A 25,309-nucleotide genomic window follows, 5' to 3' on the forward strand; every position below is an offset into this window, starting at 1 on the left:
CTCGCCCCCTCGGGCGAGGCCCGGCCGGGTGCGGTCACGCCGGGTGCGGCCACGCAGGAAGTACCCCGGCCGGGAGCGCCCCTGTCAGGCGGGGGCGACCCGGCCCGCCACGAGGATCGGGATCTGCGCGGCCTCGTCGTGGCGTCCCACGTCCACGGTCTCGAGGCGGGCGACGCAGTGGTGCTCGCCGAACTGGGGGACCAGGGCGGTCGCCCGCCGGCTCGACCCGAGCTCGGCGAGCGCGCCGTTGATGAACCCCGCGTGCAGCGAGCACACGACCTGCGGGGTGCAGCGGGCCGTCGCGACGAACGGGCAGTTGTTGAGGACGAGCGCGTCCATGCCCGCGCCGCCCGGCGACGCAACCTGCGCCGACGGCTCGCCGCCGAGCGTGGGGGCGAACCAGAGCGCGTCGAGCTTGGACACGAGCCGGGCCGAGACCTCGTGCTCGTCGATGGCCTCGTCGGGCTCGGGCGGCTCGGTGAGGTTCCGGCCCCACGTGCGTCCCACGGCGTACGTCACGGCGCCCGCGTCCGGCACGTTGTCGGCGACCGCGGTCGTCAGTGCCTCGGCCAGGAGGCGGTAGGCCTGGGCCCGCTCGTGCGTCTGGTTGGGCAGGGTGCCGCGGTACAGGACCTTGGGCCGGCCGGGTGTCGTCCGGGTCTGCTGGGTGCGCTCGGCCAGGCCCGAGTCGACGAGCGACTCGAGGTGGAACCGCGCCGTGTTCTGGTGGACGCCCACCTCCTCGGCGACGTCCTTGACCGACACCGGCGTCTTGGAGTCGCGCAGCAGCTGGATGACGTGCGTCCGCCGTCCGCCGTGGTTGCTGCGACCCGTCGTGCCGTCGAACCCACCGTTGACGTGCTGTCTGGGCACGTGCTCGCCCCACTTCTTCCCGTTCCTGGATCTCTGGTCCCGAGCCGCAGGGCTGCCCCCGCCCGCTGTGCTCGGCACGACAACTCTCGCACGCGCGGTCGGTCCGCCGCACGGAGCACCCCCTCGGGTGCCTCCGTAGCCCGTGCGCTGAACGCCCCCCACGCAGTCCCCGAGGAGCTCTCGCCATGACCATCGACGACCAGGCGGCCATGTCGCCCCTGATGAAGAAGCTGCTCACGACGCGCAGCCACTTCCCCCAGACGGAGGTGTTCGACTCGGCGCACGCCATGATCGAGACGAACCCTTCGGAGTGGGACCGGTTCTACCGGGACCGCTGGGCGCACGACAAGGTCGTGCGCTCGACCCACGGCGTGAACTGCACGGGGTCGTGCGCGTGGGACGTGTACGTCAAGGACGGCCTCATCACCTGGGAGCACCAGGGCACCGACTACCCGACGACGGGGCTCGACAGCCCCGAGTACGAGCCGCGCGGCTGCCCGCGCGGCGCGTCGTTCTCCTGGTACACGTACTCGCCGTCGCGAGTGCGCTACCCGTACGTGCGCGGTGTCCTGCTCGAGATGTACCTCGACGCGCGCTGCCGCCTGGGCGACCCGGTGCTCGCATGGGCCGAGGTCGTCGAGAGCCCCCTCAAGGCGACGCTCTACAAGCGCGCCCGCGGCAAGGGCGGCCTGGTCCGTGCGGACTGGGAGCTCGCGACCGAGATCATGGCCGCGGCCCACGTCTACACGATCAAGGCGTACGGGCCGGACCGGTGCGTGGGCTTCACGCCGATCCCGGCCATGTCGATGGCGAGCTTCGGGGTCGGGACCCGCTTCCTGTCGATGATCGGCGGGACGCTGCTGAGCTTCTACGACTGGTACGCGGACCTGCCGCCCGCGAGCCCGCAGATCTGGGGAGACCAGACCGACGTCCCCGAGTCGGGCGACTGGTGGAACTCGAGCTACATCATGATGTGGGGCTCGAACGTCCCGGTGACGCGCACGCCCGACGCCCACTTCCTGGCCGAGGCCCGCTACAAGGGGACCAAGGTCGTCGCGATCAGCCCCGACTACGCGGACAACGTGAAGTTCGCTGACGACTGGCTCGCGCCCGCCCCGGGCACGGACGGCGCGCTCGCGCAGGCCATGGGCCACGTGCTGCTCACCGAGTTCTACCGCGACCGCCAGGTCCCGTACTTCGAGGCCTACTCGCGCACGTACACGGACGCGCCGTTCCTGGTCACGCTCGACGAGGCTCCCGGGGAGGGCGGCCAGGGCGCAGGCCAGGAGGGCACGCTGCCCGACGGCGGAGCCGCCCCGGTCTTCCGGCCCGCCAAGTTCCTCACGGTAGCCGACCTGGACGGGCTGCCCGTCGCGGGGGCGACGGGCGAGCGCCCCGAGTTCCGCCCGGTCTTCCTCGACACGGCCGCCGACGCGCTCACGGTGCCGAACGGCACGCTGGCCGACCGGTGGACCGAGGACGGCGTGGGGCGCTGGAACCTCGACCTCGAGGACCACGACCCGGCGCTGAGCCTGCTGGGCCTGACGCACGCGGGAGCCGAGGCGCAGGGGGTCGTCGTCGAGCTGCCGCGCTTCGACGTCGGCGCGACCGAGGGCGGCTCCTCGGTCCTGCGCGGCGTCCCGGCGATCCGCGTGGGCGACCGCCTCGTGACGACCGTGTTCGACCTGCTCATGGCGCAGTACGGCGTGGGGCGCGACGGGCTTCCGGGGTCGTGGCCCACGGGCTACGACGACGCCGAGTCTCCCGGGACCCCCGCGTGGCAGGAAGCGTTGACCGGGGTGCCTGCCGAGCAGTGCACCAGGATCGCGCGCGAGTTCACGCGCAACGCCGAGGTGAGCAAGGGCAAGTCCATGATCATCATGGGCGCGGGTACCAACCACTGGTACCACGCGGACACCATCTACCGGACGTTCATCGCCCTCCTGACCCTCACCGGGTGCCAGGGCGTGAACGGTGGCGGCTGGGCCCACTACGTCGGGCAGGAGAAGGCGCGGCCCGTGACGGGGCAGCAGCACATGGCCTTCGCGCTCGACTGGCAGCGCCCCACGCGCCACATGGCCGGCACGGCGTTCTGGTACACCGCGACCGACCAGTGGCGCTACGAGGGCTTCGGCGCGGACGAGCTCGCCTCGCCGACCGGTCCGGGCACCCTCAAGGACCGCAGCATGATGGACTGCCTGACCCAGGCGGCCCGCATGGGCTGGACGCCCTCGCACCCCGGGTTCGACCGCAACCCGCTCGACCTGTGCGACGAGGCCGCGGCCGCCGGCGTGCCGGTCGCCGACCACGTGGTGTCCGAGCTGCGCAGCGGCGCTCTGAAGTTCGCGGTCGAGGACCCCGACGACCCGCAGAACTTCCCGCGCGTCCTGACGGTCTGGCGCGCGAACCTCATCGGGAACTCTGCCAAGGGCAACGAGTACTTCCTCAAGCACCTGCTGGGCGCCGACTCGTCGCTGAGGGCGCACGAGACCCCGCCCGAGCGTCGCCCCGAGGAGGTCGTCTGGCGGGACGAGGCCCCCGAGGGCAAGCTCGACCTGCTGACCAACATCGACTTCCGCATGACCTCGACCTCGCTGTTCGCCGACGTCGTGCTCCCGGCCGCGACCTGGTACGAGAAGCAAGACATCTCGACCACGGACATGCACCCGTTCGTGCACGCCCTCAACGCTGCCATCGCGCCGCCGTGGCAGGCCAGGACCGACTACGACGCGTTCCTGGGGCTCGCCGACAAGGTCTCCGAGCTCGCCAAGATCCACCTGGGCACCCGCACCGACGTGATCGCGGCCCCCCTCACGCACGACACCCCCGACGAGATGGCCCAGCCCGGAGGCGTCGTCCTCGACTGGCGCAAGGGCGAGTGCGAGCCCGTCCCCGGCGTGACCATGCCGCGCCTCGTGGTGATCGAGCGCGACTACACCCAGATCGCCGAGAAGATGCGCGCCGTCGGGCCGCTGATCTCGAAGGTCGGGACCACGACCAAGGGCGTCACGGTCGTGCCCGAGCAGGCCGTCGAGTTCCTCGCGAAGGCCAACGGCGTGCGCAAGGACGGTGTCGCGAAGGGACGCCCGTCGCTCGAGACCGCGGCGCACATGTGCGAGGCGATCCTCGCGCTGTCGGGCACGACCAACGGCGCGGTCTCGGTCGCGGGCTTCAAGGCCCTCGAGAAGCGGGTCGGCAAGCCGCTCGCGGACCTGGCCGAGGAGAACCACGACCGTCAGGTCACGTTCGCCCAGACCCTGACCGGGCCGCAGAACGTCTTCACGAGCTACGAGTGGTCGGGCTCCGAGCAGGGCGGCCGGCGCTACTCCCCGTTCGTGGTCAACGTCGAGCGGCTCAAGCCGTGGCACACGCTCACGGGGCGCCAGCACTTCTTCGTCGACCACGACTGGATGACCGAGCTCGGCGAGCAGCTCCCGGTCTACCGGCCGCCGCTCGACATGGCGCGCCACTTCGGTCACCAGGGCTTCAGCGAGCCCGGCTCGACCGAGGTCACGGTGCGCTACCTGACCCCGCACTCCAAGTGGTCCATGCACTCGCAGTTCCAGGACAACCCGTACATGCTCGCGCTCTCGCGCGGGGGCCCCACGATCTGGATCTCCGAGGAGGACGCGCGGACCGCGGGGATCGCGGACAACGACTGGATCGAGGCGGTCAACCGGAACGGCGTGGTCGTGGCCCGGGCCGTGGTCTCGCACCGCATGCCCACGGGCACGGTCTACATGTACCACTCGAAGGACCGCAACATCGACGTGCCCAAGGCCGAGGCCTCGGGCAAGCGAGGGGGCATCCACAACGCGCTGACGATGATCATGATGAAGCCCACGCACCTCCTGGGCGGGTACGGCCAGCTCACCTACGCCTTCAACTACTACGGGCCGACCGGCAACCAGCGCGACGAGTACACGGTCATCCGTCGGCGCAACCAGGAAGTGGAGTACTGAGATGCGGGTCATGTCGCAGGTAGCGATGGTCATGAACCTCGACAAGTGCATCGGGTGCCACACGTGCTCGGTCACGTGCAAGCAGACGTGGACCAACCGCGACGGCGTCGAGTACGTGTGGTTCAACAACGTCGAGACCAAGCCCGGGACGGGGTACCCGCGCGGGTACGAGGACCAGGACCGGTGGCACGGCGGCTGGGAGCTCGACCGCAAGGGACGGCTCCGGCTCCGCTCGGGCGGGCGGCTGCGCCGTCTCGCGTCGATCTTCGCGAACCCCGACCTCCCAGGGCTCGACGACTACTACGAGCCCGCGACGTACGACTTCGACCAGCTGATCTCCGCGCCGGCGAACTCTCCGCAGATCCCCGTGGCCCGGCCCAAGAGCGCGATCACGGGCAAGGACATGAAGATCACGTGGGGGCCCAACTGGGACGACGACCTGGGCGGCTCGCCGCAGATCGCGTCGAAGGACCCCAACCTCGCGTCGATGGTCGACAAGGTCCAGCTCTCGTTCGAGCAGACGTTCATGTTTCACCTGCCGCGGATCTGCGAGCACTGCCTGAACCCGGCGTGCGTCTCGGCCTGCCCGTCGTCGGCCATGTACAAGCGCGTCGAGGACGGGATCGTGCTGGTCGACCAGGACAAGTGCCGCGGGTGGCGCATGTGCGTCTCGGCCTGCCCCTACAAGAAGGTCTACGTCAACCACCAGACGGGCAAGGCAGAGAAGTGCACGTTCTGCTTCCCGCGCATCGAGGCGGGCCAGCCGACCGTGTGCGCCGAGACGTGCGTCGGGCGGCTGCGGTACATCGGCCTCGTGCTCTACGACGCCGACGCGGTCGAGGCCGCGGCGTCCGTCGAGGACCCGAAGGACCTGCTCGACGCCCAGCGCGACGTCTTCCTCGACCCCACGGACCCCGAGGTGATCGCGGCGGCACGGGCGGCGGGCATCGCCGAGGACTGGATCGGCGCGGCGCAGCGCTCGCCCATCTGGAAGCTCATCCAGAAGTTCAAGGTCGCGCTGCCGCTGCACCCCGAGTACCGCACCATGCCCATGGTCTGGTACGTGCCGCCGCTCTCGCCCGTCCTGGACGTCACGACCGAGCTCGGCAAGGACGACGCCGACGCCGACGACGTGTTCCACACCATCGCGTCGCTGCGCATCCCGCTCGAGTACCTCGCGAGCCTCTTCTCGGCCGGGGACGTCGACGTCGTCGCGGGGGTCCTCATGAAGCTCGCCGCGATGCGCAGCCACATGCGTCGGCGCACGCTCGACGGCGACGTCGACCAGGCCCTGCTCGACCAGGTCGGGTACACGGCCGAGGACGTCGAGGAGCTGTACCGGCTCCTGGCGATCGCCAAGATGGAGGACCGCTACGTGATCCCCGCGGCGCACAAGGAGGACGCGGCCGAGATGGCCTCGTGGGCCTCGGGCTGCTCGCTCGACAACCCGGGCGGACCCGGCATGAGCGCGGCCGCGACGCGCGGCGGACCCGTCTCGGTGCCCCTGCAGGTCCGGAGGCCGTCATGACGACCCAGGCTCCGCCGTCGGGCAGGCGCGCGTTCGTCCCGCTCCTGCGGCGCTCGCGGCGCAAGAACCTCGTCGAGGTCCCCGCCCGGTCCGATGTCCTCGCCCTCGCCAGCATCCTGCTGGCCTACCCCGACGACGCCTGGTACGCCGACGCCGACGAGCTGGCCGCGGCCGTCGCGGCTCTGCCCGACTCGGCCCCGGCCGCGCACCTGCGCGCGTTCTGGGACCAGCACGCGCGGACGGAGCCGCGCGCCGCGCGCGCCCACTACGTCGAGACGTTCGACCTGCGCCGCAAGTCGTCGCTGTTCCTCAGCTACTACCTGCACGGCGACACGCGCCAGCGCGGCATGGCGCTCCTCGCGCTCAAGCAGCGCTACCGCGCATGCGGGTTCGCCCCCGACGAGTCCGAGCTCCCCGACTACCTGCCCATGGTCCTCGAGTTCGCCTCGCGGGCCGGGACAGGGGCCGGCGAGGCGCCGTTGCGGACCCACCGCGGCGGGATCGAGCTCATCCGGCGCTCGCTCGCCGACCGCGGTTCGCACTACCGCGAGATCCTCGAGGCCGTGAGCGACCTCCTGGGCCCGGTCACCGACCACCAGCGCGACGAGGTCGACCAGCTCGCGCTCAGCGGACCGCCCACCGACGACGCGGGGCTCGAGATCGCCTCGATGCCCTACGGGGGAGCGAGCTGGACGGACACGCCCGGCGCGCCGTTCGGCCCCTCGGAATTCACCTGCGCCCCGGAAGGACGCTGACTCATGTGGGACACCCTCCTCTTCGTGGTGCTGCCGTACGTCTGCCTCGCGATCTTCGTCGTGGGGCACGTCTGGAGGTACCGCAACGACCAGTTCGGCTGGACGACCCGCACGAGCCAGGTGCTCGAGAAGCGCTGGCTCGCCTGGGGATCGCCCCTGTTCCACTTTGGGGCGCTGTTCGCGATCCTCGGCCACGCCGCGGGGCTCCTGATCCCGACGTCGTGGACCCGGGCCCTCGGGATCTCGGACCACACGTACCACGTCGTCGCGGTCGCGGCCGGGACCGTCGCGGGGGTCGTGCTGTGCGCGGGCCTCGTGATCCTGCTGCTGCGGCGGTTCTACGTCTCGGACCGCGTGCGCGTGGTCACGACCCCCATGGACCGGGTCCTGTACGCCCTGCTCACGGTCGAGATCGGGGTCGGCATGTGGCAGACCGTCGCGATCAACGTGTTCGGCTCGGGCTACGAGTACCGGGGGACGGTCTCGGTCTGGTTCCGCCAGCTGTTCGTCCTCCAGCCCGACCCGTCGCTCATCACCGCGGCGCCCGCGGTCTACGGCTGGCACGCGGTGCTCGCGTGCCTGCTCCTCGCGATCTGGCCCTTCACGCGCCTCGTGCACGTGTGGTCGGTGCCCGTGGCGTACCTGGCCCGGCCGTACGTGGTCTACCGACAGCGTTCCGCGGCGCCGGGGCGCGGCAAGGTGCGGGCATGAGCGCGGCCGGCCTCCCTGCGGACGCGGCGACCGAGGTGGCGGCCGACGCGCTCGTCGTCCTCGCGGGTGTGGGCGAGTCCGTCCTCGACGTGGCCGAGCACGAGCGCGCGGTGGCCTCGGCCCACGCCGGGGCGGTCGTGACGTTCGCGGGCGTGGTGCGCGACCACGACGACGGCCGCTCCGTGGCCGCGCTCACCTACGAGGCGCACCCCGACGCCGACCGGATCATCGGCGAGATCGCCGCGCGGGTCGCGGCCCGTTCGGGCGCGGTCCGGGTCGCGGTGTCCCACCGCGTGGGCGACCTGGCGGTCGGCGACGTCGCGCTCGTCGCGGCCGTGTCCTCGGCGCACCGCGCCCAGGCTTTCGCGGTGTGCGGCGACCTGGTCGAGGAGGTCAAGGCGGCGCTGCCCGTGTGGAAGCGGCAGGTCTTCGCCGACGGCACGCACGAGTGGGTCGGGGCGCTGTGAGCATCGCGCCCGCGGTCGAGCGCCCGGTCGGCAATCTCCTGCCCGACGGCGCCGCACCCGCCGAGCACGTCGCGTCCGGTCGTGCGGTCCCCGGGCGCGCGACGCCGTCGGGAGACGCACTGCCCGGGGGAGGGGCGCCGTCGGGCACGGACCGGCCGTCGGACGCGGACCGACGGGACGCTCCCGGGCTCGTCGACCGGTTCGGGCGCCGCCACCGCGACCTGCGGATCTCGCTGACCGACCGCTGCTCGCTCCGCTGCACCTACTGCATGCCTGCCGAGGGCATGCCGTGGCTGCCCTCCGAGGAGCTCCTCACGGTCGCCGAGATGACACGGGTCGCGGCCGTGGCGGTGCGCCACGGGGTCGAGGAGATCCGCCTCACGGGCGGCGAACCGCTCCTGCGGCCCGACATCGTCGAGATCGTTGCCGGCCTGGCAGCGCTCCCGGGGGCGCCCGAGATCTCGATGACCACCAACGGGCTGCGCCTCGCGGCGCTCGCGGAGCCGCTCCGCGCGGCGGGGCTCGGCCGCCTCAACATGTCGCTCGACACCCTGCGCCCCGAGCGGTACGCGCGGCTGACCCGCCGGGACCGGCTCGGGCGGGCCCTCGACGGGCTCGCGGCGGCCGACCGGGCAGGCTTCACGGGCACCAAGCTCAACGCCGTGCTCGTGCGAGGGGTCAACGACGACGAGACGGTCGACCTCCTGCGGTTCGCGCTCGACCGAGGCTACGAGCTGCGCTTCATCGAGCAGATGCCGCTCGACGCGGGCCGGACCTGGACCCGCGAGGGCATGGTCACGGCCGACGAGGTGCTCGCCTCGCTCACCGGGGAGTTCGACCTGGTCCCGGTGCCGACGCGCGGCGCCGCGCCCGCCGAGCGCTGGCGGGTCGACGGGACCGACGCCGTCGTGGGGATCGTGGCGTCGGTGACGCGGCCCTTCTGCGGGGCGTGCGACCGGATCCGGCTCACGGCCGACGGCCAGCTCCGCAACTGTCTGTTCGCCCGTGACGAGACCGACCTGCGCACGATCCTGCGCACGGGCGGCGACGACGAACGGATCGCGCAGGCCCTCGGCCTCGCGGTCCGGGCCAAGGCTGCCGGCCACACCGTCGGCACCGCCGGCTTCGAGCAGCCCGCCCGCGGCATGTCCGCGATCGGCGGCTGACCCACCCTTCCCCCGACCCGCCCACGAGAAGGAGCACCGAGATGCCCGCCATCACCCTGCGCTACTACGCCGCGGCCCGCGCCGCAGCGAACGGCCTGGACGAGGAGGTGATCGAGACCGAGAGCCCGGCCGCCGCCCTCCGCGCGAGCGCGCGACGCCACGGCGAGGCGATGCGCCGGGTGCAGGTCGTCTCGTCCTACCTCCAGGACGGGCGCGCGCTGCGCCCGGAGGCCGCCGCCACCCCCGTCGCCGAGCCCGTGACGATCGACGTGCTCCCGCCGTTCGCGGGTGGGTGAGCCGACGTGCAGAGCGCTCCGACGCACGAGCGCTTCCCGCCGCTCGACGCGCCGGCCGCGACGTTCGTGCCGTGCGGTCACCGGCGCGGGGGGCTCCACGGCCCGGTCACGAGCGGGTGGCTGCTCGCGGCGAGCGTGAGCCAGCTCGCCGTGGCCGTCGTGGTCCTGTGGTGCGGGCTCCGCGCCCACCCGGTCCTGACGGTCCCGGCGGCCGTGAGCATCGCCGCGGTGCTGCTCACGGCCCCCTGGCTCGTCTCGGTCGTCGTCCTGGCGCTCGGGCGAGCGCGGTTCCGGCGCCTCGAGCGACGCTACGTCGCGTGGCTCGACGGGCTCACGGCCGAACGGAGGGACCTGCACTGCCGGCAGGTCCAGGCCAGGCTCCTGGAGCACGAGGCGGCGCCGCGGCACTGGGTCGTGCCCGCCGACTGGTAGCCGGACGGGCGCCCGACGGATCCTGACCGGCGGTCAGCCGAGCTCGGCGACGAGCCGCGAGGTGAGCGGGACCGCGACCCCGAGGCGGCTCGCCGCGCGCACGACCGCGCCGCCGATCGCGTCGACCTCGAGGGGACGCCCCGCCTGGGCGTCGCGCTCCATCGAGGACCGCGCGCCCGCGGGGAACCTGTCGTAGAGGGCCAGCGAAGCAGCGGGGTCCGCGGGAGCGCCTGATGCCGCCGCCACGGCTGCGACCTCGGCGACGAGCGTCTCGAGCTCGGACCGGTGGGTCGTACGCACCTCGCCGATGGTCGCGGCGTACCGCGTGGTGAGCAGGGCGAGCGGGGCCAGGAAGGAGAGCTTGGCCCAGACGAGCGCCGGCTCGTTGGCACGCACGGTCGTCGTGATGCCCGCGCCCGCGAGCAGGGCACGCACCGACTCGACCGCCTCGAGGGGCACGTCGCCCGCCGCGAGGTCGATCTCGACGAACGGGCTGCCGTGCACGATCTCTCCCGGGGCGACGCGCGTCGACTCGACCCGGATCGTCGCGGGCACGACGCGCTCGGAGCCGTAGCGGGCTCGCAGCACGTCCAGGTGCTCGACGCCGTTGAGGAGCGGCACGACGACGCCGTCCCCGAGGACCTCCCGGGGGACGAGGTCCAGGGCGTCCGCCAGGCCGGTCTGCTTGACCGCGACGAGAAGCACGTCGACGGGGGAACCGAGGTGCGTCGTCGCCCGGACGGGGACGTCGAAGTCCCCGAGCAGCCCGCTCCGGACCCGGAGGCCGTGCTCGTTCAGCGACTCGGCCGTCGTCTCACGAGCGACGAACCGCACGTCGTCGCCCGCACGGCTCAGCAGCGCGCCGACGAGCCCTCCGACCCCACCGGCACCCAGGACCGCGACGCTCGTCCGGTCCGTGCTCTCCGCCTCGTCCACGATCCCTGCCACGTCCTGTCCCACCACGGTCTCCCTCGTCCTGACGATCGAGGTCCCAGGAGAACACGCCGGGGCGTCACCTCGGTGCGAGGCGCGGTCCCTGGGGGAGTGAGGGTCGTCACGACCCGGCGCCGGCGCGCTCGGCGTGGGCACCCGGCGCTGGCGTCACGGCGTGGACGGACGGGTCGGGCGTGCGCCGCGTGAACGGACCAGCCGGCACGCACCGTGTGGGCGAGGCCGGGCGGCGTGTCGGTGGAACGATCCGTGCGGGTGCCTCGTTGGTGCCTACACGACAGCCCGTGGGCGCATACCGGTACGCAGGTATCGACGCGTGCCCGGGACGGACGACGTGCGGACGACGCACAGCGAGGGACACAGCGATGCCGGTGAACCAGACCGAGACCACTCGCCCATGGACGTTCGACGCGCGCTCGGCCGCGGTCTACGGGCTCGTGACGGCCGCGTGGTACACCGTGCCCGACCTCGTCGAGCGGCGCAGCACCCGGGCTCTGCTCAAGACCGTGTGCGGGGTGTCCGGGATCGCCCTGCTGCTGCGGACCGAGGAAGGCCGGCAGGCGCTCGAGGGCGTCCGGCGGCTGCGCGACACGGTGCGCGAGCCCGGGCGCGACGACGCGCGCGTGGGCGGGCCCGTGTCCGTCGTGGGCACAGCCGTCCCGAGCGTGGCCGACTCGAGCGACGTCCCGGACAAGGCGCTGCACGGGCTGACGCCCGTCGAGATCACTCCTGCCGGGAGGACCGCGGTAGCCACCGGGGCGGTCGTGGTCCTCGGGGTCACGACGGCGCTCGCGGTGGTCGGGGAGAAGGTGGCCTACCGGTGGGGTGAGCGCCTGCGCGCTCGCGGCGTGCGTGCGCCGCACGCGCGCGTGGGGCTGGTGCTGGGTGCGGCAGCGGCGATCCTGGGCGGGCTCGCGCCGGCGTCCGACGCCGACGAGCAGGACTCCGGGATCGGCTAGGGCTGGGCCGGATCCCGACCGGCTCAGCCCTGTGCCACCCCGCCTCGGCCACCTGCCCGCCCCTGCCGAGCCGTCCTGAACGACCGACCGGCCGGCGGGCGTTGGCCGTGGGGCGCAGGTCAGTCGAAGAGCGACGCGAGGCGCGGGAGCCGACGGCGGTTCTCGTCCTCGTCGTCGAAGTCCCAGCTCTCGCCGCTCGGGTCGGACGAAGAGCTCTCCTCGCTGTCCTCACCGTCGCGCGACGACGACGCCGCCTCGCGGGCCGCGTAGTACTCCTCGTCGTCGCGGCCGGTCGTCCGCGTCCAGGCCTCGCCCACGAGCGAGCCGAGCGACTCGTACCCGAACCAGCCGGAGCCCCCTCCGCCCATGCCGAGGACGACGGGGTGCTCCGCGAGCGAGTCCGGGTCCGCGACCGTGCGGGTGAACACGTCTCGCCCTGCGAGCACGAGCCCGTCGCGGAAGTCCATGAACCCGTCGTCGCTGCACCCGCCCTCGATCAGGTAGGCAGCGCCCCACACGGGCCAGGCGTAGGCGGCTGCGCTCATCTCGTCGGCCACGGCCGCGAACGCGAGGATCTCGTCGGGCGCCAGCCGTTCGACGAGCAGGGCGGTCAGCGTGCCGGGAAGCGGGTCGTCCTGCGCGCCGCGGTCGTCGGCCCCCTGCCCTGCGCGGGTCCGAGCGTCGTCGACGAGCTGCCAGAAGGTGTCGTGGTCCATGGCGGGAAATGTAGGGGCCACCACTGACATGCACCCGGCGTGCACCTGGTATGCACCTGATGCGCGCCCGCCGAGCGCCTGGTCGGCGCCGTCACGGCCGCGCTCAAGGGGAGGCCACCGACGTGCGGTGGGTAGCCGCTAGCATCGTCGCGTGCGAGCAACCGTGGGCGTGGTCGTGACCGGGTTCGACCAGGGAGACCTGGTGCGAGAGGCCGTCGAGTCGGTGCTGAGGCAGACCCGGGCACCCGACCAGGTCGTCGTGGTCGACGACGGCTCGACGGACGCACGGTCGCTCGCGGTCCTCGACGTGCTCCGCGCCGAGGGCGAGGTGCAGGTCCTGCGCCAGGAGAACGCGGGCGTGAGCGCGGCCCGCAACGCCGGGCTGTCCCGGCTGACCACCGAGCTCGCGGTCGTGCTGGACGGCGACGACCGCCTGGCCGAGACCTTCGTGGAGCGGACCGCAGCCCTCCTCGAGGAGGATGCCGACGTCGTCGGCGCCTCGTCCTGGCTGCGCATGCACGGCGTCGCCCACGCGGTCGCCCGCCCCGCCGGGGGAGCGGCGGTCGACTTCCTCCACCGCAACGCCTCGCCGGCCACCGTGATGCTGCGCCGTGACCGCTGGCGCGCGGCCGGAGGCTACGACGAGCGCATGCGGGACGGGTTCGAGGACTGGGACTTCTTCCTCGCGCTGCTCACGGCGGGCGGCCGGATCGAGATCGTGCCCGAGGCGCTCGTCGAGTACCGCACGTCCCCGACCTCGGCCAACGTGCGCAGCATGGACAAACGGATCGCGCTCTACGGTCACCTGGTCGACCGGCACCGCCCCCTGTTCGAACAGCACCTGCGCGCGGTGCTGCTGGCCCAGGAGGCGGCGTCGATCGCGCGGCTCGACGCCTGGGAGCAGCTGGTGCTCGACCACCCGGAGGTCCCGGTCGACGACTCTACCTACGGCGACGGCGGCATGGCCGCGGTCGTGCGGATCGCGACCGCCCGGGCGGCGAGCGCCGGTGCGCCGACGGCCCGGACCGCCGCCCCCGTCCCGGAGGGCTGAGTCAGAGAGCGCCGCTCGCGGCCGTCTCGTCGACGCCGCCCGCGCCGTCGAACGTCAGGAGGCGGTCGGCGACCTTGTCGATGAAGTAGCGGTCGTGGCTCACGACGACCACGGCGCCGGGGAAGTGCGCGAGCGCGCGCTCCATGACCTGTGCGCTCGTGAGGTCGAGGTGGTTGGTCGGCTCGTCGAGCACGATCACCGAGGCGCCCGACAGCAGGCACTGCGCGATTGCGACACGGGCGCGCTGCCCGCCCGAGAGCGTGCCGATCTTCTGCTTGAGCTCCATCTCGGAGAACTGCAGCATCGTCAGGAACCGGTTGACGTTCTTCTTGGTCGCGGAGTAGGCGAGCGTGCCCGGGGCCGCGCTGACGGCGTGCGCGACCGTGTCGTCCAGGTCGAGGTCGGCCACGACCTGGTTGTAGGAGACGAACGTCGAGTTCTTCTTCCAGGTGATCTGCCCGGCGTCGGGCGGGACGACCTCGGTGAGCACGTCGAGGAGCGTCGACTTGCCGGACCCGTTCGCCCCGACGACGGCCACGCGGTCGCCCCGGTGCAGCGCGAACGTCAGGTCGCTGAACAACGGGTCACCGCCGAACCCCTTGGTGAGGCCCTCGACCTCGACCAGGCGCTCGCTCACGTGGAGGTCCGCGTAGATCGTGGTGATGATCTGGTCGACCGGGCGAGGGGCCTGGCGCTTCTTGATGTCGGCGAGCTTGCGCTTGAGCCCGCGGCTCTTGTCCTTCGCGGCCTGCTTGCGGGCGTCGCTGGCCTCGACCTCGTACGCGAGCAGCTCCTCCTCGTGCGCGAACTGGCGCTCGATGGTCTTGAGGCGCGACTGCTTGGCGTGCACGTAGTCGGAGTACCCGCCCTCGTACTCGTGCAGGCGGCGGTTCTCGATCTCGACGATCCGGTTGACGGCCCCGTCGAGGAACTGACGGTCGTGCGAGACCACGAGCACCGCGCCCGGGTAGGTCTGGAGCCAGTTCTCGATCCAGCGCACGCCGTCGAGATCGAGGAAGTTGGTGGGCTCGTCGAGCAGCAGCACGTCGGGACGCTGCACGAGGATCCGTGCGAGCGCCGCGCGGTTGCGCCAACCGCCCGAGAGCTGGTCGACGGGCAGGTCGCGGCGCTCGGCGTCGAACCCGAGGCGCGTGAGGACCGTGTCGATCGTGTTCTCGTACGACCACCCGTCGATCGCGTCCATGCGCTCGAACAGGTCGGCCTGCTCGGTCAGGAGCCGCGTCATCTCGTCGCCGCCGTCGTCCATGAGGTCGGGCTCGGCGAGGCGCTCGCCGATCGCGTCGAGGCGCTCCTGCGTCGCGTGGACGTCGGCGAACAACGCGCTGAGCTCCTCGGCCGCGCTGCGGTGGCCCGCGAGCTCCGAGAACTGCGAGAAGTACCCGATCGTGACCCCGAGGTTGACGTCGACCGTCCCGGCCGTGGGCTCCTTGCGCCCCAGGATGAGCTCGAGGAACGTCGTCTTGCCCGTGCCGTTGCGGCCCACGAGCCCGACGCGCTCGCCCTCGCGGAGCTTGAGGTAGGCGTCGCGCAGCACGACCTTGTCGTCGAACTGCATGCTCACGGCGTTCAGGCGGATCAGGCTCACAGGGGTCCTCTCGGGCTCCGTGCCGCACGTCGGCACGACCCCGAACACTACGCGGGCGGGCTGTCCGCACCCTTGCGGGCTGCCGTACGGCAACCGTTCGTCGCACGTGACCTACCGCTCGTCGCACACCTCGACCGCCCGTCGACGTGACGTGGATCACGGGCCTGCGGTGTCCCTAGCCTTTCCCGGTCGGACGCAACGACGCGACCTGAGGGAGAGAGAACCGATGACCACAGACATCCGATCGACCGCGGAGGCCGCCCCGGACGACGGGCTCTCGCCCGACCCGACCCTTCCGCCGACCGCGGTCCCCGAGTCCGCCCTCGCGCCCCGCTGGAGCTGGCAGAAGGTCGCGCTGTGGACCGGGATCGCGCTGCTCGGGGGCGTGGCCTGGGTCATGCTCGCGCTCGTGCGCGGCGAGACCGTCAACGCCATCTGGTTCGTGTTCGCCGCGGTGTGCAGCTACCTCATCGGCTACCGCTTCTACTCGAAGGTCATCGAGCGGTACATCACGCGCCCCGACGACCGCCGTGCGACGCCCGCCGAGGTGCGCTCGGACGGCAAGGACTACGTCCCGACCGACCGCCGCGTGCTGTTCGGGCACCACTTCGCGGCGATCGCGGGCGCCGGCCCGCTCGTGGGCCCGGTCCTGGCGGCGCAGATGGGCTACCTGCCCGGCACGGTCTGGATCATCGTCGGCGTCATCTTCGCGGGGGCGGTGCAGGACTACGTCGTCCTGTTCTTCTCGATGCGTCGCGGCGGGCGCACGATCGGTCAGATGGCCCGCCAGGAGCTCGGGCGCATCGGTGGCACGGCCGCGATCGTCGCGTCGCTGCTCATCATGCTGATCATCGTCGCGATCCTCGCGCTCGTGGTCGTGAACTCCCTGGGCGAGAGCCCCTGGGGCGTCTTCAGCGTCGCGATGACCATCCCGATCGCCCTGTTCATGGGCGTCTACCTGCGCTACCTGCGCCCCGGGCGCATCACCGAGGTCTCGATCATCGGCTTCGTGCTCCTCATGGCCGCGATCGTGGGCGGCGGCTGGGTCGCGAACACCCCGTGGGGCGCGGACCTGTTCCACCTCGACCGCACGACGATCGCGATCGGCATCATCATCTACGGCTTCATCGCCGCGGTCCTGCCCGTGTGGCTGCTCCTGGCACCGCGCGACTACCTGTCGACCTTCATGAAGGTCGGCGTGATCGTGATGCTCGCGGGTGCGATCGTGATCGTGCGCCCCGAGATCTCGGTCCCCGCGGTCAGCGAGTTCGCGAGCGGAGAGACCGGCCCGGTGTTCTCCGGGTCGCTCTTCCCGTTCCTGTTCGTCACGATCGCGTGCGGCGCTCTCTCCGGCTTCCACGCGCTCATCGCCTCGGGCACGACGCCCAAGCTGCTCGAGAAGGAGCGTCAGACGCGCTTCATCGGGTACGGCGGCATGCTCATGGAGTCGTTCGTCGCGATCATGGCGCTCGTCGCGGCGATCTCGCTCGACCGCGGCATCTACTTCGCCATGAACGCCTCGGCCGCCGCGACGGGCGGGACCATCGAGGGCGCGGTCGCGTTCGTCAACTCGCTCGGCCTGGCCGGAGTGAACCTCACGCCCGACATGCTGTCCTCGACCGCGGCGGCCGTCGGCGAGGAGTCCATCGTGTCCCGCACGGGTGGCGCCCCGACCCTGGCGCTGGGCCTGGCGCACATCATGCAGCAGCTGTTCGGCGGCGCCTCGATGATGGGCTTCTGGTACCACTTCGCGATCATGTTCGAGGCGCTGTTCATCCTCACGGCCGTCGACGCCGGGACGCGCGTCGCGCGCTTCATGCTCCAGGACTCGCTCGGCAACGTCGTGCCCAGGTTCCGTGACGTGTCGTGGCGCCCCGGCGTGTGGTTCTGCACCCTGGTCATGGTCGCGGGGTGGGGGAGCATCCTCTACCTCGGCGTGACCGACCCCCTCGGCGGGATCAACACGTTCTTCCCGCTGTTCGGCATCGCCAACCAGCTCCTCGCGGCCATCGCGCTCGCGGTCGTCCTGGCGATCGTGGCCAAGCGCGGACGGTCGTACTTCCGCTGGCTCTGGATCGTCGCGCTGCCCCTCGCGTTCACCGCGGTCGTGACCATCACCGCGTCGTTCGAGAAGATCTTCTCGCCGGTCCCGGCGGTCGGCTACTGGGCCAACCACAACGCGTTCAAGGAGGCCCTGGCCGCGGGCGAGACCTCGTTCGGCACCGCGACCTCGGTCGAGGCCATGGAGGCGGTCGTGCGCAACACGTTCGTCCAGGGCACGCTGTCGATCATCTTCGTGGTCCTCGCGATCGTCGTGATGGTCGCGGCCCTCGTGACGACCGTCAAGGCGCTGCGTGCGGGCGGAGGGGAGAACCACGAGGACGAGCCCGTGGCCTCGCGCCGCTTCGCGCCCGCAGGGCTCCTGACGACCGCGACCGAGAAGGAGATCGAGGCCGAGTGGGCCCAGCTCCCGCCCGATAAGCGGCCCGTGTCCTCGGGCGCGGGGCACTGACGTGGGGCCCGTGCGCGACGCGCTCGCCCGCGCGGCGAGGGGCGCGGCCTGGTACGTCCGCCAGCTCATGGGCGACGACGCGTACCGGGTGTACGTGGAGCACCGCCGCGCCGCGCACGGGCCCGACGTCCCCGTCCTGACCGAGCGCCAGTTCTGGCGCCAGCGCATGGACGACCAGGACCGCAACCCCGGCGCCCGCTGCTGCTGAGCCGGAGAGGACGGCGACGGTCGCCCTCTCGCCACGGCGAGGGGCACGACGGCGATATCGTCGGGAGGACCGGCCACCTGCGGTGGCAGGCCCTCCCGGCCCGGCGTCACCGCCGTGCCCGCCCGTACCGGCCCTTGCCCCGCGACTTCCCGGAAGAGGATCTCGACATGTCCGGACCCGCGTTCACCGGAGCCGTCGTCGGCCTGGTCGTCGGCGTCCTCCTCACGGGCGCGCTGGTCCTCGCCTGGCGGCTGGCCCGCGGCACCCGCGAGCTCGGCAGCGACTCGGAGCGCGCGACGTTCCGCACCCTGCACCTCGCGTCGCGCGCCGCCACGCACCTGCGTGACGGCCTCGAGGGCGACGACGTCGGCCGAGCAGCGCGCCACCTGCGTGCGCTGCTGGGCTGCGACGCGCTCGCGGTCGTGACGGCGGACGGCGTCGTGGCCCTCGACGGCCCGGCCCACCTGCTGGCCGAGGCCGAGCGCGTGGGGGCGCGGACCGTCGAGACGGGCAGGCGACAGGTCTACGGGGGCCGCGAGCCGTCGTCGGGCACGCCCTCGCCGGACGGTCCGCTCGAGGCCGTGGGCGCCCCCGTGCTCGCCGGGGGAACCGTGGCCGGCGCCGTGGTCGCGTTCGCGGCGCGCGTGCGCCCGCCGCTCGTGCGCGCCACGGGCGAGGTCGCGCAGTGGTGCGCGGCCCAGCTCGAGCTCGGTGAGCTCGAGGCCTCGCGCACCGCGCTGGCCCAGGCCGAGCTGCGCGCCCTGCGCGCCCAGATCAGCCCGCACTTCATCTACAACTCGCTCGGCGCGATCGCCTCGTTCATCAGCACCGACCCGGAGCGGGCGCGGGACCTGGTGCTCGACTTCGCCGACTTCACGCGCTACTCGTTCCGCGGGCGCGGCGACTTCACGACGCTCGCCGACGAGCTGCACAGCATCCACTCGTACGTCGAGCTCGAGCGCGCGAGGTTCGGCGACCGGCTCACCGTGACGCTCCAGATCGCGCCCGAGTCGCTCTCGACCGTCATCCCGTTCCTGAGCGTCCAGCCGCTCGTCGAGAACGCGGTCCGCCACGGCCTCGAACCGCGCGAGGCCGGGGGCACGATCGTCATCAGCGCGCGCGACGAGGGCACCCAGACGGAGATCACGGTCGAGGACGACGGCGTCGGGATGTCGCCCGAGACGCTGCGGGCCCTGCTCGCGTCGGGCTCGCGCGCGACCAACGTCGGTCTGCGCAACGTCGACACGCGCGTGCGCCAGCTCTACGGCGACCAGCACGCGCTCGAGATCGAGACGAACGAGGGCGCGGGTACCCTCGTGCGGATGCGCGTCCCCAAGTCCCAGCCCCAGCACGAGACCGAGGTGAGCAGGCCGTGAACGACGACGGTCCCCGGGCCACCGGGTCCGGTGCGCCGGGCGAGAGCCCGGGCGAGGTCCGGCCCGACGGCGTCGACGTCCTCGTGGCCGACGACGAACGGCCCGTGCTCGACGAGCTGGTCCAGCTCCTGCGCCGCGACCCGCACGTGCGCTCGGTGCACGGCGTCGCCTCGGGGTCCGAGGCCCTGCGCTGGCTGTCCGAGCACCCCGTGCACGTCGCGTTCCTCGACATCCACATGCCCGGCCTCACGGGGCTCGACCTCGCCCGCGCGCTGTCGCGGTTCTCGGTGCGGCCCGCCGTGGTGTTCGTGACGGCCGACGAGGCCCGGGCCATCGAGGCCTTCGAGGTCGAGGCGGTCGACTACGTGCTCAAGCCCGTGCGGCGCGAACGTCTGGCTCGGGCGGTCGAGCGCGCTGTCGCGGGTCACGCGGCCGGGGGCCGCCCCGCGCTGCGGGACGCGGGCCGGGCGGCGCCCGACGCCCGTGCCCCTGCCGACGAGACCATCGCCGTGACGGTCGGGACCACGACGCGCGTCGTGCTGCGCTCCGCGGTGCGGTGGGTCCAGGCGCAGGGCGACTACTCGCGCCTCGTGACGGACAGCGACAGCTACCTGGTGCGCGAGCCTCTCTCCGACCTCGAGGAACGCTGGGCGGCCGCGGGCTTCCTGCGCGTGCACCGCTCCTACCTCGTCGACCGCTCGGCCGTGACCGCGGTCCGCCTGGGCGGTGCGCACCCCGTCGTGGTCGTCGCGGGGCACGAGGTCCCCGTGAGCCGTCGCATGGCCCCGGCCGTGCGCGACGCGCTCCTCGGCCGTCCCGGAGGACGTCCGTGAGCACCGAGGAGCCCCCGCCGCGGGTCGTCGTCCGTTCGACGGACGAACCGGCCGCCGAACCGGCCGCCGCGACGCACCCGGGGGAGCGGGCGCCGTCGGGCATTGTGACGCCCCTGGGCGCGGAGACCTCCGGGCCCGACGGCGGCAGCGAACCCGCGGCCGTGTACGCCCGCAGCCTCGCGCGGGCGCAGCTGCGGCTCGCGCTCGCGTGCGTCGTGTCGTTCCTTGCCGTCGTCGCGCTGCTCACGGTCACGATGAGCGCCGTGCCGACGCTGGGCGACGTGCACCTGCTGGGCGTGCCGCTCCCGTGGCTCCTGCACGCCTACGGGTTCTACCCGGTCATCGCGGCGTTCGCGCTCGTGTTCGCGCTCGCCGCCGCGCGCAACGAACGACGCTTCCGCGCCCTCGTGGAGGACGAGTGACCTCGGCGCTGCCGCTCGTCGCGGTCGGCCTGCTGCTGCTCGCGACCGGGCTCATCGGGTTCTACGGGCTGCGCATCTCGCGGACCACGAGCGACTTCTTCGTCGCCTCGCGCACCGTGCAGCCCGTGTGGAACGCGTCGGCCATCAGCGGCGAGTACCTGTCGGCCGGGACGTTCCTGGGCCTGTCCGGGCTCGTGCTGCTCTCCGGGGCCGAGGCGTTCTGGTTCCCCGTCGGGTACGCCGCGGGGTACCTGCTCGTGCTGCTGTTCGTGGCCGGGCCGCTGCGCCGCAGCGGGGCCTACACGATCCCCGACTTCGTCCAGGCACGCCTCGACTCGCTCGCCGCCCGGCGCGTCACGAGCGTCCTGGTGCTCGTCATCGGGTGGCTGTACGTCGTCCCGCAGCTCCATGGCGCCGCGCTCGTCATCACGACCGTGGCCCCCGTGCCGCCGTGGGTCGGGTCGGTCGGGGTCGCCGCAGTCGTGAGCGCCGTGGTCGCCGCGGGCGGCATGCGCTCGGTCACGTTCGTCCAGGCGTTCCAGTTCTGGGTCAAGCTCACGGCGCTCGCGATCCCCGTGGTCTTCCTGCTGGTCGTGCTCGGCGGGCAGGACCTGGCGCTCGACCCGGCCCAGGTCTTCCCGCCCGAGGCCGGGCCACGCTCCTACGACACGTACACGACCGTCTCGCTGCTGCTCGCGCTCCTGCTCGGCACGATCGGACTGCCGCACGTCCTCGTGCGCTTCTACACGAGCCCCGACGGGGTCTCGGCGCGCTGGACCACGGTCGTGGTGATCGTCATGATCAGCGTCTTCTACATGGTCTCGAGCACCATGGGGCTCGTCGCCCGGGTCGTCGCGCCCGACCTGGCCGAGCCCGGCGTCGCCGACACGGTGGCGCTCGTGCTGCCCGCGCGCCTCGTGCCCGGCCTGGGCGGCGAGCTGCTCTCGGCGCTCGTGATCGCCGGGGCGTTCGCGGCGTTCCTCGGGACGTCCTCGGGGCTCGTGGTCTCGCTCGCGGGGGTCGTGAGCCAGGACCTGTTCGGCGGCACGGTCCGCTCGTTCCGCTGGTCCGCGGTCGCGTGCACGATCGTGCCCCTCGCGTTCGCGCTCGTGACCATCCCGCAGGGGCTCGTCACGAGCGTCGGGACGGTGTTCGTGTTCGCGGCCTCGGCGCTGTCCCCGACGATCCTGCTGGGTGTGTGGTGGCGTCGGCTCACGGCGCGCGGCGCGATCGCGGGCATGGTCGTCGGGAGCGCGCTGTGCGCGGTCGCGCTCCTCGTGACCTCGGCGCTGGGGCCCGGCGACGGGCTCGCGCGCAGCCTCCTGGCCCAGCCCGCGGCCTGGACGATCCCGCTCGCGACCGCCACGACGGTCGTCGTGTCCCTGCGCGACCGGCGCGGGCCGCAGCCTCGCACCGACCGTTTCCTGCGGCGGCTGCACGTGCCGGAGCGGGCTCCCGAGCGCTGAGTGCATGGTTCGGCTGCGACACGCCCGGCGAGTCGCGGCCGAACCATGCACTCGACGTCGGGCTAGGGCACGAGCCGGTGCAGGTCGCGCGGGAACAGCGTGACCTCCCGGACGTTCGCCGCCCCCGTCAGGCGAGCCGTCCAGCGCTCGAGGCCGATCGCGAACCCGCCGTGCGGCGGCATGCCGTGCTCGAACGCCTCGAGGTAGGTCGCGTACGCGGCCGGGTCCTCGCCACGGGCCGTGATCGCTGAGACGTAGTCCGCGTGCCGGTGCAGCCGCTGACCGCCCGTGACGAGCTCGAGACCGCGGAAGAGCAGGTCGAAGCTGTTGCTCCACCGCGCGTCGTCGGGCTGGGGGTGCGTGTAGAAGGGGCGCTTGGCCATCGGAAAGCCCTCGACGGCGAGGAAGTCGCTGCCGTGCTCGGCGAGCGCCCACCTCCCCAGGGCGCGTTCGTGCTCGGGGGCCAGGTCGGGCTCGTCCGCGGGCGCGCCGACCAGGGCCAGGGCCTCGGCGAAGTGGATCACCGGGATCTGGTCGGGCACGACCGGGACTTCGAACCCCTGGGTCGCGACCGCCCCTGCCGCGAGCTCGTGCACCCCCGCGACCATGCCCGCCAGGACGTCGCGCAGCACCCGCAGCACGTCGCGGTGGTCGTGCACGAACCCGAGCTCGACGTCGAGCGAGACGTACTCGGCGAGGTGGCGGACCGTGTCGTGCGGCTCGGCGCGGAAGACCGGCCCCACCTCGTACACGCGCTCGAACACCCCGACGAGCTGCTGCTTGTAGAACTGAGGGCTCTGCGCCAGGAAGGCGGGACCGCCGAAGTAGTCGACCGCGAACACGTTCGCCCCCGACTCGGTCGCCGACGCGACGATCTTGGGAGAGTGGACCTCGGTGAACCCCTGCGCGTCGAGCACCTCCCGGAAGCCCCGCAGCGACGCGGCCGCGACCTCCCACCGGGCGCGCTGGGCGGGATGGCGCCACGCGACCGCCGCGTGGTCGAGCAGGGTCGGCAGCGCCACGTCGAGCGCAGGACGCCACAGCTCGACGGGAGGGGTCCTGGCCGGGTCGGTCAGGGGGACGACGGTCGGCGCGGTGACCTCGATCCCCCCAGGCGCCTGGGCGTTCGCCGTGGCGACCCCGGTCACCTCGACCACGGTCTCCTCGGGCGGCACGTCCTGCCCGTCTCCCGCGCGCACGACGACCTGGGCGAGGCCCGACCGGTCGCGCAGGACCAGGAAGGTGACCGCGGCGAGCTCGCGGCGGCGGTGCACCCAGCCACGGAGCGTCACGGAGGTGCCGGGCGGCACGGACGAGAGGTCGGCGGCGAGGGTGCGGGAGCCGGGAAGCGCGACGGGTGGGGTGGGTGGTCTCATGGTTCCTCCAGCAGGCGAAGGCCCGGGAGGAGCGGGCGGGGGCTAGGTCGCTGTGCCACCACTCCTTCGCCGGGAGGTCCCGGCCTCTCGTCGGTACGCCGCACGCGCGGGGGACGTCCGCCCGTGCTGCGAGAGCCGGGCCGAGGGTCGTCACGCCTCACGTCCACCGGTCCCGACCCTACCCATGGTGCAGCCGGGGCGTCGCGGGATTTCTCCGGGCGGACGCCGGGTGCATGGTTCGGCTGCGACTCGCCGGGCGTGTCGCAGCCGAACCATGCACCCAGCGTGCGCGGCACCTCCCGTTCACCCGCTCTCGCTACGGTCGCACCATGACCGCAGAGCCCGCCCCGCCCTCTCGGCCCGCCCCGCTCGCCCGGCGCCTGGGGCTGGCCGACAGCGTCGTGATCGGCGTCGGCTCGATGCTCGGCGCCGGAGTGTTCGCGGTCTTCGCCCCGGCGGCCGCCGCGGCCGGGTGGTGGCTCCTCGCGGGGCTCGCGCTCGCGGCCCTGGTCGCCTACGCGAACGCGACGTCCACGGCGCAGCTCGCGGCTCGCTACCCGACGTCGGGCGGGGCCTACGCGTACGGGCGTGAACGCCTGGGACCGTGGTGGGGGTTCGCCGCGGGGTGGTCGTTCGTCGTCGGGAAGACGGCCTCGTGCGCGGCCATGGCCTTGACCTTCGCGGCCTATGCCGCCCCCGGCGCGCAGCGACCCGTGGCCGCGCTCGTCGTCGTGGCGCTGGTCGCCGTCAACGCCCGGGGCGTGACCCGCACGGCCCAGGTGACGCGCCTCCTGGGCGCCGTGACGGCGCTCGTGCTGGTGCTCGTGGTCGTCGTCGCGTGGCAGGCCCCCGTCGCAGGGGCCGCGCCGGGGGCGGGAGCACCCCTGGGGGCGTACGGGGTGCTCCAGAGCGCGGGACTGCTGTTCTTCGCGTTCGCCGGGTACGCACGGATCGCGACGCTCGGGGAAGAGGTGCGCGACCCGCGCGTGACGATCCCGCGGGCGATCCAGCTCGCGCTCGGGATCGTGGTGGTCGTCTACGCGGTGGTCGGGTTCGGCGCGCTGCGGGCGCTCGGCGTGGACGCCCTCGCCGGGTCGACGGCGCCGCTCGCCGACCTCGTCGGCGCGGCCGGGTGGCCCGGCGGGGACCTGATCGTGCGGGTCGGCGCCGCCGCGGCCTGCGGGGGAGCGCTGCTGGGGCTCGTCGCCGGGGTGGGGCGGACGACGCTCGCGATGGCGCGGGAGGGCGACCTGCCGCGCCCGCTCGCGGTGGTGCACCCGGTCCACCGGGTGCCCGCGCGCGCCGAGGCCGTGCTGGGGGTCGTCCTCGTCGTCCTCGTCCTGGTCGCCGACCTCCGCACGGCCGTCGGGTTCTCGTCCTTCGCGGTGCTGACGTACTACGCGGTCGCCAACCTCGCGGCCCTCACGCAGGGGCCCGACGACCGTCGCCGGCCCCGCGTCCTCCAGGTCCTGGGACTCGTCGGGTGCGTGGTGCTCGCCGCCTCGCTCCCGCCGGCGTCCGTGCTCGCGGGCGGGGCGGTGCTCCTCGTGGGGCTGGCCGGACGTGCCGTCGTCCGGGCCGTCGCGCGGCGGACGCCCAGCACGTGACCCGGCTGCGACGCGTCCGTTGGCGACGCCCCAGCC

Annotated in this window: 22 protein-coding genes; 17 read left to right on the forward strand and 5 right to left on the reverse strand. The window is 73.1% G+C overall.

Annotated elements, in window-relative coordinates; all coding sequences use genetic code 11:
* Positions 1-84: 84 nt before the first annotated feature.
* Positions 85-873 (reverse strand): helix-turn-helix transcriptional regulator, encoded by a 789-nt coding sequence (locus ACIPWA_RS18860; RefSeq protein ID WP_056647089.1) that lies wholly within the window; start codon positions 871-873, stop codon positions 85-87.
* Positions 874-1,058: 185 nt separating this feature from the next.
* Here ACIPWA_RS18860 and ACIPWA_RS18865 point away from each other — a divergent pair, with 185 nt between their 5' ends.
* From ACIPWA_RS18865 to ACIPWA_RS18900, 8 genes are read left to right on the forward strand one after another with little or no spacing between them, the layout of a single operon-like run.
* A complete protein-coding gene (locus ACIPWA_RS18865) occupies positions 1,059-4,835 on the forward strand; it encodes a nitrate reductase subunit alpha (protein ID WP_400292144.1) in 3,777 nt (1,258 codons plus the stop codon).
* A 1-nt stretch (position 4,836) separates the two neighbouring features.
* Positions 4,837-6,363 carry a nitrate reductase subunit beta gene (gene narH / locus ACIPWA_RS18870; protein ID WP_056764974.1) on the forward strand — a complete coding sequence of 509 codons (1,527 nt, stop codon included), beginning with the start codon at positions 4,837-4,839 and terminating at the stop codon, positions 6,361-6,363.
* A complete protein-coding gene (gene narJ, locus ACIPWA_RS18875) occupies positions 6,360-7,118 on the forward strand; it encodes a nitrate reductase molybdenum cofactor assembly chaperone (protein WP_400292145.1) in 759 nt (252 codons plus the stop codon). Before narH ends, narJ begins: the two co-directional genes overlap by 4 nt.
* Before the next feature lie 3 nt (positions 7,119-7,121).
* Positions 7,122-7,829, forward strand: a complete 708-nt coding sequence (narI, locus tag ACIPWA_RS18880; protein WP_056647083.1) for a respiratory nitrate reductase subunit gamma — start codon at positions 7,122-7,124, stop codon at positions 7,827-7,829.
* Positions 7,826-8,296, forward strand: coding sequence for a molybdenum cofactor biosynthesis protein MoaE (locus ACIPWA_RS18885; protein WP_068709691.1), 471 nt, complete (start codon positions 7,826-7,828; stop codon positions 8,294-8,296). Before narI ends, ACIPWA_RS18885 begins: the two co-directional genes overlap by 4 nt.
* Before the next feature lie 2 nt (positions 8,297-8,298).
* Entirely contained in the window at positions 8,299-9,462 is a 1,164-nt protein-coding gene (gene moaA, locus ACIPWA_RS18890) for a GTP 3',8-cyclase MoaA (RefSeq protein WP_449870969.1), read from the forward strand.
* Positions 9,463-9,503: 41 nt separating this feature from the next.
* The gene (locus ACIPWA_RS18895; protein ID WP_400292147.1) at positions 9,504-9,758 is read left to right on the forward strand and encodes a MoaD/ThiS family protein; all 255 of its coding nucleotides are present in this window, start codon (positions 9,504-9,506) and stop codon (positions 9,756-9,758) included.
* A gap of 6 nt (positions 9,759-9,764) precedes the next feature.
* A complete protein-coding gene (locus ACIPWA_RS18900) occupies positions 9,765-10,190 on the forward strand; it encodes a hypothetical protein (RefSeq protein WP_400292148.1) in 426 nt (141 codons plus the stop codon).
* 33 nt (positions 10,191-10,223) lie between these two features.
* Here the strand turns inward: ACIPWA_RS18900 and ACIPWA_RS18905 are convergent, their stop codons facing one another.
* Positions 10,224-11,150, reverse strand: a complete 927-nt coding sequence (locus ACIPWA_RS18905; protein ID WP_400292149.1) for a ketopantoate reductase family protein — start codon at positions 11,148-11,150, stop codon at positions 10,224-10,226.
* A 362-nt stretch (positions 11,151-11,512) separates the two neighbouring features.
* Here ACIPWA_RS18905 and ACIPWA_RS18910 point away from each other — a divergent pair, with 362 nt between their 5' ends.
* Positions 11,513-12,100, forward strand: coding sequence for a hypothetical protein (locus ACIPWA_RS18910; protein ID WP_400292150.1), 588 nt, complete (start codon positions 11,513-11,515; stop codon positions 12,098-12,100).
* A 119-nt stretch (positions 12,101-12,219) separates the two neighbouring features.
* Here the strand turns inward: ACIPWA_RS18910 and ACIPWA_RS18915 are convergent, their stop codons facing one another.
* Positions 12,220-12,816, reverse strand: coding sequence for a DUF4240 domain-containing protein (locus ACIPWA_RS18915; protein WP_400292152.1), 597 nt, complete (start codon positions 12,814-12,816; stop codon positions 12,220-12,222).
* 151 nt (positions 12,817-12,967) lie between these two features.
* On the opposite strand from ACIPWA_RS18915, the gene ACIPWA_RS18920 reads away from it, so the two are divergent.
* Positions 12,968-13,867 carry a glycosyltransferase family 2 protein gene (locus ACIPWA_RS18920; RefSeq protein ID WP_400292154.1) on the forward strand — a complete coding sequence of 300 codons (900 nt, stop codon included), beginning with the start codon at positions 12,968-12,970 and terminating at the stop codon, positions 13,865-13,867.
* A 1-nt stretch (position 13,868) separates the two neighbouring features.
* On the opposite strand, the gene ACIPWA_RS18925 is transcribed toward ACIPWA_RS18920, so the two are convergent.
* Positions 13,869-15,473 carry an ABC-F family ATP-binding cassette domain-containing protein gene (locus tag ACIPWA_RS18925; RefSeq protein ID WP_056647060.1) on the reverse strand — a complete coding sequence of 535 codons (1,605 nt, stop codon included), beginning with the start codon at positions 15,471-15,473 and terminating at the stop codon, positions 13,869-13,871.
* A 226-nt stretch (positions 15,474-15,699) separates the two neighbouring features.
* Between ACIPWA_RS18925 and ACIPWA_RS18930 the strand changes: the two genes are divergently transcribed.
* The 6 genes from ACIPWA_RS18930 (at position 15,700) to ACIPWA_RS18955 (ending at position 22,290) form a co-directional block, all read left to right on the forward strand.
* Positions 15,700-17,985 (forward strand): carbon starvation CstA family protein, encoded by a 2,286-nt coding sequence (locus ACIPWA_RS18930; protein WP_400292155.1) that lies wholly within the window; start codon positions 15,700-15,702, stop codon positions 17,983-17,985.
* Positions 17,986-17,995: 10 nt separating this feature from the next.
* Positions 17,996-18,193 (forward strand): YbdD/YjiX family protein, encoded by a 198-nt coding sequence (locus tag ACIPWA_RS18935; protein WP_369800645.1) that lies wholly within the window; start codon positions 17,996-17,998, stop codon positions 18,191-18,193.
* Positions 18,194-18,360: 167 nt separating this feature from the next.
* Positions 18,361-19,569, forward strand: coding sequence for a sensor histidine kinase (locus tag ACIPWA_RS18940; RefSeq protein ID WP_056764957.1), 1,209 nt, complete (start codon positions 18,361-18,363; stop codon positions 19,567-19,569).
* A gap of 83 nt (positions 19,570-19,652) precedes the next feature.
* Positions 19,653-20,402: a LytR/AlgR family response regulator transcription factor gene (locus ACIPWA_RS18945; protein ID WP_400292239.1), complete on the forward strand. Its 750-nt coding sequence runs from the start codon at positions 19,653-19,655 to the stop codon at positions 20,400-20,402.
* Positions 20,399-20,824 carry a heavy metal transporter gene (locus ACIPWA_RS18950; RefSeq protein WP_400292156.1) on the forward strand — a complete coding sequence of 142 codons (426 nt, stop codon included), beginning with the start codon at positions 20,399-20,401 and terminating at the stop codon, positions 20,822-20,824. Before ACIPWA_RS18945 ends, ACIPWA_RS18950 begins: the two co-directional genes overlap by 4 nt.
* Positions 20,821-22,290 (forward strand): sodium/solute symporter, encoded by a 1,470-nt coding sequence (locus ACIPWA_RS18955; RefSeq protein ID WP_056647048.1) that lies wholly within the window; start codon positions 20,821-20,823, stop codon positions 22,288-22,290. Before ACIPWA_RS18950 ends, ACIPWA_RS18955 begins: the two co-directional genes overlap by 4 nt.
* Before the next feature lie 62 nt (positions 22,291-22,352).
* Here the strand turns inward: ACIPWA_RS18955 and aspS are convergent, their stop codons facing one another.
* Positions 22,353-23,666 (reverse strand): aspartate--tRNA(Asn) ligase, encoded by a 1,314-nt coding sequence (aspS, locus tag ACIPWA_RS18960; RefSeq protein ID WP_400292157.1) that lies wholly within the window; start codon positions 23,664-23,666, stop codon positions 22,353-22,355.
* Positions 23,667-23,995: 329 nt separating this feature from the next.
* Here aspS and ACIPWA_RS18965 point away from each other — a divergent pair, with 329 nt between their 5' ends.
* Positions 23,996-25,273 (forward strand): APC family permease, encoded by a 1,278-nt coding sequence (locus ACIPWA_RS18965; RefSeq protein WP_400292158.1) that lies wholly within the window; start codon positions 23,996-23,998, stop codon positions 25,271-25,273.
* Positions 25,274-25,309 lie beyond the last annotated feature (36 nt).

It is taken from the genome of Oerskovia enterophila (assembly GCF_044748475.1).
Taxonomy (GTDB): Bacteria; Actinomycetota; Actinomycetes; order Actinomycetales; family Cellulomonadaceae; genus Oerskovia; species Oerskovia enterophila.